An 18400-nucleotide genomic window follows, 5' to 3' on the forward strand; every position below is an offset into this window, starting at 1 on the left:
ATTGGTTTAAAACATAAAATTAATATATGAAATTCACCTTTTCTATGATAAAAATCAGTTATACTATCTAGTAATTAAATTGGACTGAATCAATATAAATTCACTTATATTTGGAAGGTCAATTGCTCCAACAAGTTCATTATTACTGGTAACAGCAAAAAAATCTTTTTTCTTTGTGTTCATCAATACAAAAACTTCTTTTAGCTCTTCTGCGGCATCAATTGACGCAAAAGAAATATCCATAATATCTTTTATTCTAAGATCCTTATTTTTGGATTTAGAAAGGATATCTTGGTGATGAAGAATCCCTATAATCTTAGAATCTTCTACGACGATAAAATTTTTCTCAGTACTCTTAAGTAATATATCAATAACATCTCCGATAGTATTATCTGGTTTTAAAACAGTAATCTTAGTTAACATAGCTTCCTTTACGCTGTGCCCTTTTATTAGTGCCAACTGCTGAACCATTTTATTTTCTGAAGTTGCTCCAAAATATATAAACAATGCGATTAGTATTAAAAAAGGATTATAGAGCGCACCAATAAGCAAAAAAACAAAAGCAATAATTTCTCCTAGGCCAGTTGCTATACTTGTCGCTTTTACTCTATCCATTCTCAAAGCTAGTAACGCTCTAAAAATTCGACCTCCATCCATCGGAAATGCTGGAATAAAATTAAATAGTGCTAATATAACATTGGTTGAAAACAGATAAAGGACAAGATTTTCTATAGTAACATGACTTAAATTAGAATCCATATAACTAGAATCCTGACCAACCAACAATTCAAAAGGAATAAAAAGAACTAAAAGTAATGCTATTACTATATTTACTGCAGGCCCTGCCAATGAAATCAATAATTCTTCTTTAGGGTTTTCTGGAATGGTATCCATGGAAGCGATTCCCCCAATAGGCAATAAAGTGATTTTTTTAGTACTAACTCCAAATTTTCTAGCGGTAAGTATATGTCCAAATTCATGAAGAACAACACAAATAAAAACTAATAAAACGAAAAAAATACTCATTAGTACATTTTGCACATTCCCTCCCCGTTTAAGTTCTAAAAATGATACCCAGGCAATGATTAACAAAAATGTCCAATGTACTTTAATTGCTACATTAAATACTCTACCAAGAAAAAGTGATCCTTTCATAATTTATAATTTTTGGTTAAAGTATCTAGACAAGGATTAATAAGAAATGACCAATATCATAATTTCTGGTTTTTTATCTATATTTGTTAACCAGTTATCTTTAGTCGATCATCTTGTGTTTTTATAATAAAATTAGAACATCATACTTAAGTAATATCACAAAACTCCATGTTACCAACCGGTGAAAACACATTTGACATTCTTTCTGAAGCAATCTCGGAAGGTGTAATTATTGTTGATGAAAATCAGACAATTGTAGCAACTAACTCTGCTGCAGAAGAAATGTTTAATTATAAAAAAGGAGAGCTAAAACAACAACCACTTAATATTTTAATTCCACAAGAGTATCGTGGGAATCATGGAGGGCATTTCAAGAGTTTTTTAAAAAAGAGTGAAAAACGACAAATGGGAAGAGGTAGAGACATTTATGGAGTTCGTAAATGTGGAAGTTCTTTTCCTGTAGAAGCAGGATTAAGTCCTTTTGAAATCTATGGTAAGACCTTTGTAATGGCTTTAGTAATGGATATTACCGTTCGAAAGAAAGCTGAGCAAGAACTAAAACATTGGGCTACCATTTTTGATGAGTCACTTAATGAAATCTTCATTTTTGATACCGAGTCTCTAAAATTTATTGATGTAAATCAGGGAGCACTAAATAATATAGGCTATACTTTAGATGAGCTTAAAAGTCTTACTGCAATTGATATTAAACCAGATTATACCACATCAAAATTTTTAGAACTAATAGAACCTTTGCTTCAAAAAAGTAAAAAAAAGCTACAATTCGAAACTATACATAAACGCAAAGATGGTACAACGTATCCTGTAGAAGTACATTTACAGTTATCTACTTTAGGAAATCAACCTGTTTTTGTTGCTATTATTTTAGATATTACTGATAGAAAAAATTATACCGAAAAATTAGAAAAAACGGTTACAGAAAGAACACAACAACTTAGCGAAGCTCTTGCTAAAGAAAAAGATCTTAATGAATTGAAAACAAAATTTCTTTCACTGGTTTCTCATGAGTTCAAAACGCCGTTAAGTGGAATTCTTACTTCTACGACCTTGATCGGAAAATACACAAAAGCGGAGCAGCAGGAAAAAAGAGATAAGCATCTTGCTACCATAAAAAACAAAGTAAAATATCTCGACAATATCCTTAATGACTTTCTATCTGTAGAACGTCTAGAAAGTGGTAAAGTAAATTATAAGTTTACCTCTTTCCCATTAAGTAAAGTTATAAATGAAGTCGTCTATGATGCCAATATGTTACTTAAGGATGGACAAAGAATAAAATACCCTCAAGATATTGATGATTTTACATTAGAGTTCGATGAAAAAATATTGGAGTTAGTGCTAACCAATCTAATACGGAATGCCATAAAGTATTCTGGAGAGAACACCACTATCGACTTACAGGCTATTTTCGAGAATAATCTACTTACTTTTCATATAATAGACCAGGGAATTGGTATTCCTGAAAAAGAACAAAAATTTATTTTTAATCGATATTTTAGAGCAGAAAATGCGCTATTGGATCAAGGAACAGGAATCGGATTGAACATCGTAAAAAGTCATTTAGAAAACCTTGGAGGAAGCATTACTTTTATTAGTAAAGAAAATCAAGGGTCTACTTTTACAGTAAACATACCTATATCAAAATTATCATAACCATGAAAACAATTCTATTAATAGAAGACGATACTGCTCTAAGAGAAAATACGGCAGAACTTTTAGAATTATCCGATTATAATGTGATCACATCTCCAAATGGTAAAATAGGTATTACTAAAGCGAAAGAAGAAAAACCTGATATCATTGTTTGTGATATTATGATGCCAGAGATCGATGGTTATGGTGTTCTGGAAGCATTGTCTCACGATACTATTACTGATCAAATACCTTTTATCTTTTTATCCGCTAAAACAGAACATAAAGAGATCCGTAAAGGAATGGATTTAGGAGCGGATGATTATCTTACAAAACCTTTTGATGAAGACGATTTATTAAGTGCTATAGAGAGCCGTTTGGCAAAAGCCCATATTATTTCTAAAAGATTAAAAGAACAATCTCTAAAGCCAGAAGAAGATTCAGAAGATGGGTTGAGAAGCTTACACGAACTCAAAAACTTTTTTGATGATCACGGAGATATTTCAAGTCACACCAAAGGAGACGCTATTTTTAAAGAAGGAGACCATTCTAACAAAATATACTTGATTCTGAAAGGTGTTGTCAAAACTCATAAAATGGATGAAAGTGGTAAAGAATTGATTACAGCATTATTTAAAGAAGATGATTTTTTAGGTTTTACATCATTTACAGATCATACTCCATATCAAGAATCAGCAACAGCAGTAGAAGATGCAGAGTTGGCGGGTGTATCCAAAACAGATCTAAAAGATATACTAGAAAAAAGTAAAAACATTTCTTTAGAATTAATGGAATTGCTTAGTGATAATCTTTCTGAAATAAAAGAACAATTATTACAGATGGCATATAGTTCGGTTCGTAAAAAAACCGCTCAAACCATTTTACAATTCACTCAAGTGTTAAATAAAAAACCTGAAGAAAGTATTAAAATATCCCGAAACGATCTAGCTAGTGTGGCGGGTATTGCCACAGAAAGTTTAATACGCACATTATCCAGCTTTAAAAAAGATGGGCTTATCGAAATTGAAGGTCGTAATATTAAAATCTTAGATCTACCAAAACTTCAACTTATAGAGTAAAAAAATAGCTAAGCTGACTTTTGTCATATTTTTCATAGACACATCCTAATACATTTGTTGTATTAGAACATATTAAAAATGAAGAATATTCTTATTCCAACAGATTTTTCGGAAAACTCGTGGAATGCTATTACTTATGCTTTATCTTTTTTTGAGAAAGTACAATGTAATTTCTATTTTCTACATATTTCCCCATATAAACAAGTCATTGGGAATGAATCATTTTTTGAGTCAACTGATCAAGTTGTAGATAACATTACTCTTAGTGATCAGGAACAAATGCAATTATTGTTAAAGAGGATTCAAAAATTACCTCTTAATCCTAAACACTATTTTTTTACTATCCATGAATATATCTTTTTTATAGATACTATCAGAAAACAGGTCGAAGAGAAGAATATTGATTTCATCGTTATGGGGACTAAAGGAGCTTCTGGATTAAAAGAAAAAACAGTAGGCAGTAATACCGGAGATGTCATAACCAAAGTAAAATGCCCTATTCTGGTAATTCCCGAAAAAGCTAAATACTCTAAAATTAACGAAATCGCATTTCCGACGGACTATAATATCCTATATAAAAACAGAATATTACAAACCATAACTGAAGTTCTTACTATCAATAAAGCGGCGTTACGAGTACTACATATTGCAAAAAAGGAAAAACAGCTTACCGAACTACAAAAAAGGAATAAAAATATTCTCAACGTTTTTTTAGAAGAAGATATAGATCACAGTTTTCATTTTTTGTCCAATCCGAGTATCGAACAAGCAGTACAGTGCTTTGTAGAAAGTAGAGACATCAATATGATCACTATGGTTGCTAAGAATCTCAATTTTTTTCAAAGGATTTTATTTCATCCAACCGTAGAAAAAATAAGTTATCATATCAATATTCCATTTCTAGTATTACACGAGTAAAAATTATATAAAAACTAAATAATGCATACAAAATTAGTGGACAAATACAATGTTCCAGGACCCAGATATACCAGTTATCCAACCGTTCCATATTGGAATCATGAAACATTCTCATTAAATGAATGGAAAAAATCAGTGATAACATCTTTTGCAGAAAGCAATGATGCACAAGGAATAAGTATATATATCCACTTACCTTTTTGCGAAAGTATGTGTACTTTTTGTGGATGTAATAAACGCATCACTAAAAGACACACTGTAGAAATCCCATATATCAATTCAATTTTAAAAGAGTGGCAGTTATATCTAAACCTTTTAGAAACAAAACCAAAGATCAAAGAATTGCATTTGGGTGGAGGAACCCCTACATTCTTTTCGCCAGAAAACTTAGAATACTTAATCAAAGGATTGTTCTCTTCTGCGAAATCAGCTGAAGCTTGCGAATTTAGTTTTGAAGGACACCCTAATAATACAACTCGTGAACATTTACAAGCATTATATGATGTAGGTTTTAGAAGAGTGAGTTTTGGTGTTCAGGATTATAATGAAAAAGTCCAAAAAGCAATTCATCGCGTACAACCATTTGAAAAAGTAAAATATGTTACCGAAATAGCACGAGAAATAGGATACACTTCGATTGGTCATGATATCATTTTTGGATTGCCTTTTCAGACCGAAGAAGCTGTAATTCATACTATTCAAAAAACAAAAGAATTATTACCTGATCGATTAGCTTTTTATAGTTATGCTCATATTCCTTGGCAAAAAGGAAATGGACAACGAGGATTTAATGAAGAAGACCTTCCTACTGGAGAAGAAAAAAGACGACAATATGAAGTTGGTAAAAAATTATTATCCAAAGTCGGTTATGTAGAAATAGGAATGGATCATTTTGCACTTAAAAGCGATACATTATTCCTAGCTATGGAAGATCAAAACCTACATCGTAATTTTATGGGGTACACGGTATCAAAAACCAAAATGATGATCGGTTTAGGAGTATCTTCTATTAGTGATAGTTGGCATGGGTTTTCTCAAAACGTAAAAGGCATAGAATCCTATCAAAATTTAGTCAACCAAGGAATAATACCAGTTTATAGAGGTCATATATTGACCAAAAAGGATAAAATAATTAGACAACATATATTAAACCTTATGTGTCATTTTAAAACCGATTGGAGTAGTAAACAACTTTATTTAGATGAACTAATAGACATAACTATACGCTTAAAAGAAATGGAACAAGACGGATTGGTAATTATGACCGATCATAGTATTGAAGTTACCGAAAAAGGGAAAGCCTTTGTACGTAACATCTGCATGGCTTTTGATCTAAGACTACAGCATAATAAACCAGAAACACAGCTATTCTCTATGACAGTTTAGAACATTCGTTTTTTAGATCTTTAATCCGATATAATTAATACTAATGACATTCAAAACTAGAAGAAACCAATTCTGTAGATTGTTTAGGTGATATATATGGAATTCCTAATCCCATTCCTCGTAAAATAAACAACAAACCAATCATTACGATAAATACGGGGATCACTTTTTGAACATGTTTTCGTATCCACTTTGCTTTAAAAAAGTGACCTGCATATACTACCATGGTCATTAAAGGAATCGTACCTAAACCAAATAAAAGCACATACAGTGTGCTATTCATAACATTACCTAAAGCTACAGCAGCAAAAACTGCCATATATACCAATCCACAAGGAAGAAATCCGTTTAAAAAACCAATAGTTAAAAATGTATCTGGTGTTTTCTTTTTAAGTTCTTTTCCTAATGCATTCTTGATCTTAGAAATTATCCGATATATCGGTTTAGAAAAACTATATTTCATAAGTATTGATGAAGGTATCAAAACCACTAAGATCATTACAATCCCAATGCTAATAGAAAGTCCTTGCTGCATTCCAAAAATGTTTAGACTTTTTCCTATAATCCCAAAAAATAAACCAATAATACTATAAGCCAGCAAACGGCCCAAATGATATAAAGAGATCTGAAAAAACTTCTTTAAGTGATTATTATGATCTAACGGTAACATAAACGCAATTGGTCCACACATCCCAACACAGTGAAAACTTCCTAAAAGACCTAATATAAAAGCAGAAACTAACATTTAATACGTAAAGGATTCTCTAAAGAGATATGATGTGTTTTCATTTTCCCAATTCACTTTAATCTTCCATTTGCCTTCTATCAATTTATTTTTTGGAATTATAACTTCTGAAGTTGTAAGTGAGATCGGAACTTCGAAATCTAACTTTTTGTTAGATGGGCGGTATAGCGAAATAGTTCCGCTTAGTTTTTCGGAGTTTATATCCTCCGGAAATTTAATCAGTAATCCTTCGGATACCTTTTTAATCGTAATATTACTTTTTAGTGCCTTTGCATTTTTTTCGGCATTGATTTCTTCCTGAAAAGCTAATTCTTGTTTGTAGTAATCTTCTGTTACTAAATCATGTTCATATTTTTTATCGGTATTCATCCGTATCACAAAGAATAGTATAAAACTTATAAATCCTATAAATACCAATACAATCGCTGTACCCCAGTTTATTTTCATAACTCATTTTTTTAATTTGGATTCCAGCCTATGCTGGAATGACACGTACTTTACATATTTTTAGTTCCTGTTTGTCATCCCAGCGCAGGCTGTGATCTACTTCACATCTTTTAGAATTTTCTTTTCTCCAATACTCATAAAATCATAGACTCGTCTTCGTTACCTATAACTTCTTGGACCTAAAAATGCTGTGGTTGTTGTTTCAATCAATTCATTATCATTAGCGTATACTCCAATTTTTACTTTATCCTTATCACCACTTAAGGCAGATGCATTAATTTCTATGAACAATGTTCCCTCTGCTAATCCTTGCTTAGGCACCACAAAGTTTTTATGCGTTACCACTTCTATAGTTCCTGTATGTGATAGCAATTCGAAATGAACATTTTCGATATCATTAATCGTTTTATTCACTAGTTTAAATGTATATACATTACTAATCATATTATGCTCTTTTCGCTCATACAATTGACCTGGTAACCTTAAAATATTCGCTTCGACATCATTTCTCAAAAAAGACATTCCCAAAAAGACACCAATTAATATCACTAATACTGCTGTATATCCTTTTAACCTTGGTGTAAACTTAAATTTCTCTTTTTTAGCGATATCATCTTCACTAGCATATCGGATCAATCCTTTCGGAAGATTTACACTTTCCATCATATGATCACAGGCATCAATACAAGCAGTACAATTCACACATTCTAATTGTGTTCCATTGCGGATATCGATTCCTGTAGGACACACATGTACACATTGAAAACAATCAATACAATCTCCTTTTCCGCTAGTAGGTCTGTCCTCGTTCTTCTTAAACTTAGCGCGTCCTGCTTCTTTTTCTCCTCTTTTATAATCGTATGCAACTACAATTGATTTGGCATCTAACAATACCCCTTGTAATCGACCATATGGACAAGCAATTACACAAACCTGTTCTCTAAACCAGGCAAACACAAAATAAAATACAGCGGTAAATATTAATAAGGAAATTAAAGTCCCCACATGCTGAAAAGGGCCATCAATAAATATATATTGAATGAGCACATCACTACTAATCAAGTAAGCCAAAAACACATTCGCTATTAAAAATGAAATGATAAAAAATACCCCCCATTTAAGAACGCGTTTTTTGATTTTTTCGGCGTTCCAAGGTTGTTTATCCAATCGTATTTGTTTTCCTCTATCTCCTTCGATCCAATATTCTATTCGTCGAAAAACCATTTCCATAAATATGGTTTGTGGGCATATCCAACCACAGAATAATCGTCCAAAAGCTACTGTAAATAATATTACAAAGACTACCCCAATAATCATTGATATTACGAACAGATGAAAATCCTGTGGCCAGAAAGGAGCTCCGAAAATGTTGAAACGTCGCTCTAACACATTAAACAATAAAAACTGATTGCCATTGATTTTGATAAAAGGAGCGGCAAATAAAAAAATCAATAACCCATAACTTACCCATTTGCGGTATTCATAAAATACGCCACTTGGTTTTTTAGGGTACAACCAAGCACGTTTTCCTTCTTCGTTAATCGTACCGATAGAATCTCTAAATGTTTCGTTTTCTGGTGTTTCCAATGGTCAATGAATATTGATTATACGATTTATGTTATACTACTAACCTTTATAATCCTAATTACTTACTACAGAAGTAGAGTCTGCAATAGTTACGGGAACAGTTTCTGGAATTTCTTTTTCTAGAACCTCTTCTTTTACAGCATCTGGATCGATCCAGATCTCGCCTTGCGCCTCTTTAGGTTCTGCAGGCGTTGTACCGCCTAATGTGATTACATAACTAGCCACTTGTGCCATTTCTGCCGGTTTTAGAGTTTGCTTCCAAGCAACCATCCCTTTTCCATCACGACCACCTTCAGAAATAGTTTTGAATACATTTTTAATACCTCCGCCCAAAATCCAATTCGGATCCGTTAGATTGGGGCCAATACCCCCTCCTCCATCTGCTTTATGACAGGCTACACAATTGGTAGTAAAAATGGCTTTCCCTGCACTAATATCAGCAGCATCCGTTAGCAATACAACTGTATTTATATCCACAAGATCTTTTGCGGTTTTTTTATACGCTTCTATAGCGATCAAAGCCTCTGCAACTTCTGTTTCATACTCTTCTGTCTGATTGTAATCATTAAATACATGGAACCGCACTAAATAGATAACTCCAAACAAAATAGTCGCATAAAAACCATATACCCACCAAGGCGGAAGGTTATTATCCAGTTCCTTAATTCCATCATAATTATGATCCAAAATGATTTCATCTTCCTCTTCTACTGGTGTACTATCCACTAATTTTAGATAGGTAGCTTTGATCCATCGAAACTGTTTGTCTTTTTTAATCTTCTGGCTTAGTACATAGCGTTCTTGAGCTTCGGGTTTCAGGGATTTAAACAACACACTTCGTAATGCCTCTACACAAATCTCTATAGCGATCGCAAATAACAATACAATGCCTAACACTACCCAACTAATTGGTACTGCAATAAATGCCGATTCTTCTCCAGAATCCACTGCCCATTCTATTAAAAAATAAGTGATCAATAGTAATGCAATGACTCTGATATAGGATACTGTACTTCTCATAGTATTAATTCGTTTTCATTTTCAGATTCCAATGGAATCTCGCTTACTTCTTTTATATGTTCCTTTTTTGCTGAAATTACCCACCAGAATAAGGCAGTAAAAAAGATGAAAAATATCAGTAGTGATATGATAGGATATATCTCTACACCTTCGATACTTTCCATATGTCCTTTTATAAATTTAAACATGGTTTATTTCTTTAGTTTGAACTTGCAGTTTCGTTTTTAACTTTGATATCGGTTCCTAATCGCTGTATGTAGGCAATTAAGGCGATGACTTCTCTATCGCGCATTTCTATAAAATCCAATCCATTATCCTTGGCATATTTTTTATCTGCTTCATAGGTTTTGGCAAAATCTGGATCATCGTATAGGTTTTTCTCGATCTGTGTTGCTTGTTCATCCATCCATTTTTGTGCTTTAGCAATCTCTTCTGGAGTGTAAGGAACCCCAAGAGTAACCATAGCTTCCATTTTGGTTTCTGTATCCGATCGATCGAGTTCATTTTTTAGCAACCATTTATAACTTGGCATAATAGAACCCGACGATGTACTTTGCGGATCATAGAAATGATTAAGGTGCCAGTTATCCGAGTATTTACCTCCGATACGCATCAGATCAGGCCCAGTTCGTTTACTTCCCCAAAGAAATGGGTGATCATAGACATATTCACCAGCCTTAGAATATTCTCCATAGCGCTCTACTTCACTGCGGAAAGGACGAATCATCTGCGAATGACAAGACACACAACTCTCTCTTATGTAAAGATCTCTACCTTCTAATTCTAGCGGTGTATAAGGTTTTACACTAGTAATTGTAGGGATATTGGAATCGATCATTAGCGTTGGTACAATCTGTACGGCTCCTCCAATAAGTATCGCAATTGTAGCAAAAATCGTAAGCTTTACCGGTCTCCTTTCTAACCAAGTATGATATCCTTCTTTTGCAGTTCTTTTGTTAGTTACTTTTGTTAATGGAGCAGCTTCTGCCAATTCATCGGTAACCGTATTACCCGCTTTGATAGTTTTGATTACATTATATAGCATAATAAACATCCCTAAGATGAACATACTACCGCCAATTGCTCGCATCCAATACATCGGTATAATTTCGTTTACGGTTTCTAAAAAATTACCGTAAACTAAACTTCCGTCTGGATTAAACTGTTTCCACATAGAAGCTTGTACAAAACCTGCTACATACATTGGTAAAGCATACATAATAATACCTAAGGTACCTATCCAAAAATGAGCATTGGCCAATGCTGTAGACCATAATTTAGTTTTAAACAATTTAGGAATCAACCAATATGCCATTCCAAAGGTGAAGAAGCCGTTCCATGCTAATGCACCTACGTGCACGTGTGCAATCACCCAATCACTAAAATGTGCTATCGCATTTACATTTTTTAAGGAAAGCATAGGACCTTCGAACGTGGCCATCCCATATCCTGTAATTGCAACAACCATAAATTTTAGCACTGGATCCGTTCGTACTTTATCCCAAGCACCTCTTAACGTTAATAATCCATTGATCATACCACCCCAAGATGGTGCGATTAGCATAATAGAAAATGCCACTCCTAAGTTCTGTGCCCAATCTGGTAGCGAAGAATATAGCAAATGATGAGGTCCTGCCCAGATATAAATAAAAATCAATGACCAAAAGTGTACAATCGATAATCGATAGGAATATACCGGCCTATTCGCCGCTTTTGGTACAAAATAATACATCAATCCTAAAAAAGGAGTGGTAAGAAAAAAGGCGACGGCATTATGTCCGTACCACCATTGCACCAGTGCGTCTTGTACACCTGCATAGACCGAATAACTTTTTAGCGCACTTACGGGTAATTCTAAACTATTAAAAATATGAAGTACCGCCACAGTAACTACGGTTGCCAGATAAAACCAGATGGCAACATACAGATGGCGTTGTCTCCGTTTTAGAATGGTACCAATCAGATTCCAGCCAAAAACTACCCAAATTACTGCAATCGCAATATCAAAAGGCCACTCTAGCTCTGCATATTCCTTAGAAGTTGTATATCCTAGCGGCAATGTAATTGCAGCGCCAACGATGATCAATTGCCAACACCAAAAATTAATGTTACTAAGCGTATCATTAAACATTCTGGTTTTTAGTAATCGCTGGGTAGAATAATACACTCCGGCAAAGATGGCATTACCCACAAAGGCAAAAATCACTGCATTGGTATGTAGTGGTCGTAAACGCCCAAAGCTTAACCAAGGGATTCCATCGGTAAGGTTAGGAAATAAAAACAGAAATGCCAGCAGCAATCCGACCGACATCCCTACAATACCCCAAAGCATGGTGGCGTATAAGAATTTTTTTACGATTTTATTATCGTAATAGAATTGTTCTATGTTCATATTATACGTGATTGTTATTAGTTGTTACTGAAGATTTTTCTTTGGATTCTGTAATCACCTCATCATCAAACAGCATTCTGATCGCGGGTGTATAGGTATCATCGTATTGTCCTTTTTTTACAGAAAGAATAAAAGCCACAAAAAACACGATGGCAACGACAATACTAATGGTTAATAAAACATAAATAACACCCATAAGATTCTTATTAGGCTCCAAAAGTATGAGTGCACATTTTCTTAAAAAATGACATTTATCAGGTTTTAGAAAGGCAGTTTGTACTAAGAACTAGAACCGTTAATAGCATCTCTTAATTTGATACAACAAAACAGTTATATAAACTATCTGAATTAGAATTTTGAATTGGGGGAATTTTTACTTTATTTTAAAAGCGGAAAACAAATAATTACAAATGCGTGTAATTAATTACAAACGGATGTATGCACACCTTTTGTAACTATATTCGCATGTTGTGTACCATGAAAACTAATAACATAAATGAGTTTTTGGAAGAAAATATTTGGAAAAACTAATGAGAACAGTAATAACAAAACTGAATCTCATTTTGATAAATATAGACGTGAATTGAATGAACTAAATTTGAAATCAACATCAGATTTGGAAAATTTGGTTAAGCCTTTAATTAGACAAGCAACCAAACTTGAGATTTCACCTGCTTCAAGACCTCCAGAAAATTCGCAGATGAATTCTCACTTTGGAGGTAACCCGTATTTTGAAAAAGGAGAAAAATGGCCTGTAACGAAAAAAGGTAAAAGTTTAGATTTTATTTTTCAGGTATTTAATAAGCCAGAATCTCAGTTACCTGACAACATCGAGCTAATCCAATTTTACTATGATTGGGATGAATTTCCCTGGGACACTTCTGATGACGGATGGTTAGTGAAAGTCTACAAAAAAATTGATCCTAAAAATACTGAATTTATAGTTAAACCAATTGATTTAGAGAAATCTAAATATTGTGAAATAATATTTGAACCTTCAAATTCATTACCAGATTGGGAAGGAATCAGTGAATATGACTATAATGCCCAAAAATTGTCTTGTATTTTAAATGAAGATCAACCTTGGGATAATTATGGGAAAATAGTAGAAAAATTAGTTGGTGAACAAAATTATCAAAGTCAACTTGGTGGATACCCTAAATGGATTCAAGGAGAGTCAACTCCTAAAGATAAAAATGGAAACAATATGAAACTCCTATTTCAAATTGATTCCGAGGAAAATGCTAATTTAATGTGGGGTGATTCTGGTTTGATTTATGTTTTTTATGATCACGAATCTGAAAGGATTGATTTTAATTTACAATGTTATTAACTAAAATAAACGGTACACAACAATTTGTATATTGCATATGCCGCCTTCGGCAGGCAAACGCAACATACAAGAAACGTTGTATGCCATTTCTGAAAATCACACTAAAAATATGAATCCAAATAAAAAGAATCAACTTTTCAGACTTTCGGCAGTTCTATATGCTGACAATAATTACGATGTTTCTAGTAAAACAACATTAAAAAAAATTATAGAGACTGGACTTTTTGCAATGGAAAAGGACTCTGTTAATATTCACGAACTCATTGACTTTATTTTAGAAAATTATAATTTACACATTGACGAAGAAGAATTAAAAGAAATCGTTTCTGCACAAAAACAAGAGTCATTTTTAGTTGATTTAATTGATGAAAAACAAATTTTATCTTTAACGGAAAAAAGAAAAGTCCAAATTCAAGCTAAAATAGACGAACACACAATTGAATATTTTATTGACGTTTATTTTGCTAAAGACGATACACCTGATACTTCAACTGAACTTAAAGAACTTATATACAGATTCCTCTATGATATTTTATCATCAAATGTAGAAAGTTTTAAAAAATTAATTGATAAGGACAACACCATTGAAGCCCTCATAAACATTGACAATCATAATTATAGCCCAGAAGAAAGAGAACTAATTAATGGGTTTTTAAAATGGGATAATGTTGAGAAAAATAAATCAATATTTGATATTGCAAGTTTTGCAATAGAATATTGTCTAATATCTAATCACTCCAAACTAGGTCTTGATATAAATAACTTAAAAAATAAAACATTTTACTTGGACACTAATGTTTTATTCAGAGCATTAGGAATAAATGGAGAAGACAGGAAAAAACGTTCAATGACATTTTTAAAACGGTTTCAAGAATCAAAAACAGAACTATACATTTCAAAATATACAGATAAGGAGTTCAAAGATACTATAGATTACTATCTTCAACGTTTAACAAACAAACCTTTTAAGAATACTGTTAATCCATCATTATTCAAACATCGATACTTTTCAAGTTTAAAGGATATTTATAGCTTTTATTATAAATGGAGAATTGGTAAACAAAATGATTCTTTAACTCTATTTAAAGCTCACATAATAGCTAAATATCAATCATTTTGCTCTAGTCTCAATATTAAAATTGACTACAGTAACGTGATAAAAGAAGATGAAGAAGAAACTCAAGAAATATTAATGGATTACATTTCTTCAATTAGTACGCACAAATCATCAAATGGTACTAATGGAAATAGTACTGCCTATGAATTTGATGCAAAAAACATATTATTACTTGAAAAATTACGAAATACTAAAAACAATAGCATATTTGATACCAAGCAATTCTTTCTTTCGATGGACCAATCATTAAGAAGGTGGGATTTTCAGAGAGGTAATAAAGCACCTTTGGTCATTATTCCAAGTCAATGGATGAGTCTTTTATTACGCTATCAAACTAGGACTACTGATGATTTTAAAAGTTTTGTAAGTTTTCTAAATCTACCAATACCTGAAAAACAAATAAGTAGTGAAAACATTCACAATGTTTTAGCTGGTATCTCCGAAGTCACTTCAAATTTTGAACAGCAGTCATTCATAACCGAACAACTCATTGTACAAGGGTTTGACCGTATTATGCAGACTACGAATGATTCTGATGAATTATATCAAATTACTATCGAAACATCTAAAAGCATACTTGAACAGAAAATAGAAGAACTTGAGTCAAAACAAGAAAAACTAGCTGATTCTAGTGATAAAAGAATTCAAAAATTAGAAGAACACAATCAATCTAAAGAATCTGTAATTAATCAAAAAGATTCAAAGATTGAACAACTTGAAAAAGCAAACTACGCTCTGCACGAAAAAGAGGAACTAAGGAAATTTAAAAAACCAGCGAAAATTTATTGGATACCTTTGGCTATTATATTATCAATTATAGTTCTTCTATGCTTTGCATTTAAAACTCAAGATTGGAATTATATAAGTCATTTTATAGACAGTATAGATAAGGAAACGAGCTCGACTCGACAATGGATGTTTCGTCTTGGAATAAGTTTATTTATTTCAGCTGGAATTATTGGTTTAATTACGGCTTCTTACAACAGATTAAACAAAAACAAAGTGGACGATTATAAAGATAAAATAAAGAAGCGTTATGAAGAGTAAAACGGCATACAACAAAGGCTATAGTTAATACGGGGTTTTGGTATAAAGTTAAAAGTTTGTTCAAGTAACAAAGTCCGCCAAATCTTTTTGATTTGGCTTTACAACAAAAAAGATAAAACAAAATAAAAAGTTTTGGCTAAGTGCTTAATCGGAAATTCAGTAATTTCAATTCCCGTACTAACCATAGCCGTAGCCGTTGTGCATAATGCGAAAAAAAACGCAGTGAATAATCTGAAGACTATAAAAGAATATTACAGACCGATTCAGCCAACAGTTTCGGCTAATGATAATGAAATAAGTTATCAAGAGAGTAAACCAAATAAAGAAATTGAAGATTTTATCTATTGTTTTTGGCAACTTAAAACGCTGAAACCATTAAACAAAGATTATAATTACCGAGTAGTTTCAGACGGCTGTATCGACATATATTTTGACCATAAACAACCGACCGAAAACTTTATAATGGGATTTTCTAGAAAGTTCGTCCAATTTCCAATTGGAAAGGAATTTGATTACATAGGGATTCGTTTTTTACCTTCTGCATTTCCACACTTATTCGGAATAAACGCCAGAATTTTAAGTAATCAATCTCAAGAACTAAACAAAGTTTTACCTAATTTTTCCGAGTGGATAAATTCACAAATCACGACTACCGATTCATTTGAAAACATTGTAAAAATAATGAACGAAAAAATAATTGAATTTTCAAAAAACCAGGATATTCATTATGACCACCGTTTTTTAGATTCACTAAACCTAATTTTCCAAAAAAATGGATACTTGAACACAGAAAAAGACCTTAATACAGGTTTAAGTTCAAGACAACTTCGCAGAATTTTCAATTTTTATATAGGAACAACAGCTAAATCGTTTAGCAATGTTGTACGCTTTCAACATATTTTAAATGCAAAACCTTCCAAACAAAGTTTAAAAGAAAACAAGTTATACTTTGATGTTGGATTTTTTGACCAAGCTCATTTCGTTAAAAACTTCAAAACATATTACGGAGTTACACCCTCCGAAGCCTTCCATTAAGTTTGTCCGATTTTTACAATGTATAGGTTTCTTGCAAACCTAAATTTGTAGCAACAAAATTATTGACAATGAAAGTATTTATATTAACAGCATTTGTTCTTACAGCAGGTTGGGCAAATGCACAAACAACAAACAAGATGAAACTTAATGCAGGAATAATCACTGAAAAATTACAGGAAACCAAGAAATTCTATACAGAAGTATTGGGATTTGGAGTAAGTTTTGAAAACGAATTTTATTTATTACTTCACACCCCCAATAATTCGGCAGAAATCAGTTTTTTACAACCGAACCACCCAAGCCAAAAACCAATTTTCCAATCAGCATTTAATGGAAATGGAGCTTATTTGACTATTGAAGTTGAAAATGTAGATGTAATTTATAAGCAACTAAAAGAAAAGAGAGTCCAAATGGAAATCGAAATCCGAGACGAACCTTGGGGAGACAGACATTTTGCAATAAAAGACCCAAATGGAATTGGAATCGACATTGTAACTTATACAAAACCAGAATAATAAAATACTATACACAACAAGATATAAAAAAACATAGGGCTTTTGTGTTACCTCCAAAGTTCTGTGTTTTTTTACAAAGTCGCCAACTATGAAATTTGGCATTTTTCAACAAAAAAGATAAAAGCAAAATATTATATTTGACGTAATACCAAACCGAAATGTATTGCTTATAGCCTCCCCTACGTTTCTTATACTAACCGTTAGCAGCAAGAACAATAATGTGACCGCAAATAATGAAAAAATGGATTATTTAGAATCTACATATTATTTTGACTATGAAAGTGATGAAATTCAACAACTCATCTCTGAATTTAAAATAGAATCTTTATCCAAAAAAGAAAAGACTATAAGATTATATTTGAAAGTTCGTGATTCTTGGAGGTATGACCCCTATAATCTTAGCTTTTCAAAAGAGAATTTTAAGGCAAGTGTTATCGCTAAAAAGTCAAAAGGACATTGTGTAGAAAAATCTATAATATTGATCGCTTGTCTTCGAGCTTTAAGAATTCCTGCAAGATTACACTTAGGAAAAGTTAAGAATCATATCGGAGTAGAACGGTTAACGGAAAAATTTGGAACAAACGTGCTAACACCACATGGAATGGTGAATGTCTTTTTAAATAATAAATGGCTAAAATTATCCCCAGCTTTTAATAAATCTATGTGTAGAATGTGTAATGTTTCTCCGTTGGAATTTGATGGAGAAAACAATTCTTTTTTACAAGAATTTAATGCAGAGGGAAATCTTTTTATGGAATACCTAGATGATTATGGGCATTTTGAAGATGTACCATTAGAGTTTATGATAAATAATGCAAAAGAACATTATCCACACATATTTGATACTAAAGAAAATATTACTGAATTTAAATTATAAAAAGCCAGTGACTAATAATCTATAAAAAAATAGGGAGAATTAGTACTTAATCGAAAAATCTGCGTGTGTTTAGAAAGTCGCCAAATTTAAAAAT

The 18400-nt window shown here is 32.4% G+C and carries 17 protein-coding genes; 9 read left to right on the forward strand and 8 right to left on the reverse strand.

The window, feature by feature from the left end; all coding sequences use genetic code 11:
• Nucleotides 1-63: 63 nt before the first annotated feature.
• Entirely contained in the window at nt 64-1155 is a 1092-nt protein-coding gene (locus J8L88_RS18990; RefSeq protein WP_118389358.1) for a site-2 protease family protein, read from the reverse strand.
• A 168-nt stretch (nt 1156-1323) separates the two neighbouring features.
• On the opposite strand from J8L88_RS18990, the gene J8L88_RS18995 reads away from it, so the two are divergent.
• The 4 genes from J8L88_RS18995 to hemN all read left to right on the forward strand — a co-directional run bounded on the left by J8L88_RS18995 (nt 1324) and on the right by hemN (nt 6191).
• Nucleotides 1324-2829: a PAS domain-containing sensor histidine kinase gene (locus tag J8L88_RS18995; RefSeq protein ID WP_118389356.1), complete on the forward strand. Its 1506-nt coding sequence runs from the start codon at nt 1324-1326 to the stop codon at nt 2827-2829.
• 2 nt (nt 2830-2831) lie between these two features.
• Nucleotides 2832-3887: a response regulator gene (locus J8L88_RS19000; protein ID WP_118389354.1), complete on the forward strand. Its 1056-nt coding sequence runs from the start codon at nt 2832-2834 to the stop codon at nt 3885-3887.
• Between the two features lie 78 nt (nt 3888-3965).
• Complete coding sequence (locus J8L88_RS19005) at nt 3966-4805, forward strand: universal stress protein (protein WP_118389352.1); 840 nt, start codon at nt 3966-3968, stop codon at nt 4803-4805.
• Nucleotides 4806-4826: 21 nt separating this feature from the next.
• Nucleotides 4827-6191, forward strand: a complete 1365-nt coding sequence (gene hemN, locus J8L88_RS19010; RefSeq protein WP_211061564.1) for an oxygen-independent coproporphyrinogen III oxidase — start codon at nt 4827-4829, stop codon at nt 6189-6191.
• A gap of 40 nt (nt 6192-6231) precedes the next feature.
• On the opposite strand, the gene J8L88_RS19015 is transcribed toward hemN, so the two are convergent.
• The 7 genes from J8L88_RS19015 to ccoS form a co-directional block, all read right to left on the reverse strand.
• Entirely contained in the window at nt 6232-6936 is a 705-nt protein-coding gene (locus tag J8L88_RS19015; protein WP_211061565.1) for a sulfite exporter TauE/SafE family protein, read from the reverse strand.
• Nucleotides 6937-7383, reverse strand: coding sequence for a FixH family protein (locus tag J8L88_RS19020; protein WP_118389346.1), 447 nt, complete (start codon nt 7381-7383; stop codon nt 6937-6939). It abuts the gene before it with no gap.
• A gap of 159 nt (nt 7384-7542) precedes the next feature.
• On the reverse strand, nt 7543-8970 hold the full coding sequence (ccoG, locus tag J8L88_RS19025; RefSeq protein WP_118389344.1) for a cytochrome c oxidase accessory protein CcoG: 1428 nt from the start codon (nt 8968-8970) through the stop codon (nt 7543-7545).
• Between the two features lie 54 nt (nt 8971-9024).
• On the reverse strand, nt 9025-9990 hold the full coding sequence (locus J8L88_RS19030) for a cbb3-type cytochrome c oxidase N-terminal domain-containing protein (RefSeq protein ID WP_211061566.1): 966 nt from the start codon (nt 9988-9990) through the stop codon (nt 9025-9027).
• Nucleotides 9987-10178 carry a cytochrome c oxidase subunit IV gene (locus J8L88_RS19035; protein ID WP_027395786.1) on the reverse strand — a complete coding sequence of 64 codons (192 nt, stop codon included), beginning with the start codon at nt 10176-10178 and terminating at the stop codon, nt 9987-9989. Before J8L88_RS19035 ends, J8L88_RS19030 begins: the two co-directional genes overlap by 4 nt.
• Before the next feature lie 11 nt (nt 10179-10189).
• On the reverse strand, nt 10190-12382 hold the full coding sequence (gene ccoN / locus J8L88_RS19040; protein ID WP_211061567.1) for a cytochrome-c oxidase, cbb3-type subunit I: 2193 nt from the start codon (nt 12380-12382) through the stop codon (nt 10190-10192).
• 1 nt (nt 12383) lies between these two features.
• Complete coding sequence (ccoS, locus tag J8L88_RS19045; protein ID WP_027395788.1) at nt 12384-12578, reverse strand: cbb3-type cytochrome oxidase assembly protein CcoS; 195 nt, start codon at nt 12576-12578, stop codon at nt 12384-12386.
• Between the two features lie 300 nt (nt 12579-12878).
• On the opposite strand from ccoS, the gene J8L88_RS19050 reads away from it, so the two are divergent.
• The 5 genes from J8L88_RS19050 to J8L88_RS19070 all read left to right on the forward strand — a co-directional run bounded on the left by J8L88_RS19050 (nt 12879) and on the right by J8L88_RS19070 (nt 18306).
• Entirely contained in the window at nt 12879-13715 is an 837-nt protein-coding gene (locus tag J8L88_RS19050; RefSeq protein WP_211061568.1) for a DUF1963 domain-containing protein, read from the forward strand.
• Between the two features lie 37 nt (nt 13716-13752).
• Nucleotides 13753-15879 carry a hypothetical protein gene (locus J8L88_RS19055; RefSeq protein ID WP_211061569.1) on the forward strand — a complete coding sequence of 709 codons (2127 nt, stop codon included), beginning with the start codon at nt 13753-13755 and terminating at the stop codon, nt 15877-15879.
• Between the two features lie 132 nt (nt 15880-16011).
• On the forward strand, nt 16012-16914 hold the full coding sequence (locus tag J8L88_RS19060; protein ID WP_211061570.1) for a helix-turn-helix domain-containing protein: 903 nt from the start codon (nt 16012-16014) through the stop codon (nt 16912-16914).
• 137 nt (nt 16915-17051) lie between these two features.
• Complete coding sequence (locus J8L88_RS19065) at nt 17052-17429, forward strand: VOC family protein (protein ID WP_027395797.1); 378 nt, start codon at nt 17052-17054, stop codon at nt 17427-17429.
• A 241-nt stretch (nt 17430-17670) separates the two neighbouring features.
• The gene (locus J8L88_RS19070) at nt 17671-18306 is read left to right on the forward strand and encodes a transglutaminase family protein (RefSeq protein WP_211061571.1); all 636 of its coding nucleotides are present in this window, start codon (nt 17671-17673) and stop codon (nt 18304-18306) included.
• The last annotated feature ends 94 nt before the right edge of the window (nt 18307-18400 follow it).

Origin of the sequence: Aquimarina sp. MMG015 (genome assembly GCF_018100855.1) — a bacterium.
Classification (GTDB): Bacteria; Bacteroidota; Bacteroidia; order Flavobacteriales; family Flavobacteriaceae; genus Aquimarina; species Aquimarina latercula.

What these genes read in the sequence shown, in the direction of transcription:
- ccoN (WP_211061567.1), bottom strand. Translation starts at nt 12,382, where the DNA reads ATGAACATAGAACAATTCTATTACGATAATAAAATCGTAAAAAAATTC.
- ccoS (WP_027395788.1), bottom strand. Translation starts at nt 12,578, where the DNA reads ATGGGTGTTATTTATGTTTTATTAACCATTAGTATTGTCGTTGCCATC.
- J8L88_RS19000 (WP_118389354.1), top strand. Translation starts at nt 2,832, where the DNA reads ATGAAAACAATTCTATTAATAGAAGACGATACTGCTCTAAGAGAAAAT.
- hemN (WP_211061564.1), top strand. Translation starts at nt 4,827, where the DNA reads ATGCATACAAAATTAGTGGACAAATACAATGTTCCAGGACCCAGATAT.
- J8L88_RS19015 (WP_211061565.1), bottom strand. Translation starts at nt 6,936, where the DNA reads ATGTTAGTTTCTGCTTTTATATTAGGTCTTTTAGGAAGTTTTCACTGT.
- J8L88_RS19005 (WP_118389352.1), top strand. Translation starts at nt 3,966, where the DNA reads ATGAAGAATATTCTTATTCCAACAGATTTTTCGGAAAACTCGTGGAAT.
- J8L88_RS18990 (WP_118389358.1), bottom strand. Translation starts at nt 1,155, where the DNA reads ATGAAAGGATCACTTTTTCTTGGTAGAGTATTTAATGTAGCAATTAAA.
- J8L88_RS18995 (WP_118389356.1), top strand. Translation starts at nt 1,324, where the DNA reads ATGTTACCAACCGGTGAAAACACATTTGACATTCTTTCTGAAGCAATC.
- J8L88_RS19055 (WP_211061569.1), top strand. Translation starts at nt 13,753, where the DNA reads ATGCCGCCTTCGGCAGGCAAACGCAACATACAAGAAACGTTGTATGCC.
- J8L88_RS19065 (WP_027395797.1), top strand. Translation starts at nt 17,052, where the DNA reads ATGAAACTTAATGCAGGAATAATCACTGAAAAATTACAGGAAACCAAG.
- J8L88_RS19020 (WP_118389346.1), bottom strand. Translation starts at nt 7,383, where the DNA reads ATGAAAATAAACTGGGGTACAGCGATTGTATTGGTATTTATAGGATTT.
- J8L88_RS19035 (WP_027395786.1), bottom strand. Translation starts at nt 10,178, where the DNA reads ATGTTTAAATTTATAAAAGGACATATGGAAAGTATCGAAGGTGTAGAG.
- J8L88_RS19070 (WP_211061571.1), top strand. Translation starts at nt 17,671, where the DNA reads ATGGATTATTTAGAATCTACATATTATTTTGACTATGAAAGTGATGAA.
- J8L88_RS19030 (WP_211061566.1), bottom strand. Translation starts at nt 9,990, where the DNA reads ATGAGAAGTACAGTATCCTATATCAGAGTCATTGCATTACTATTGATC.
- J8L88_RS19050 (WP_211061568.1), top strand. Translation starts at nt 12,879, where the DNA reads ATGAGTTTTTGGAAGAAAATATTTGGAAAAACTAATGAGAACAGTAAT.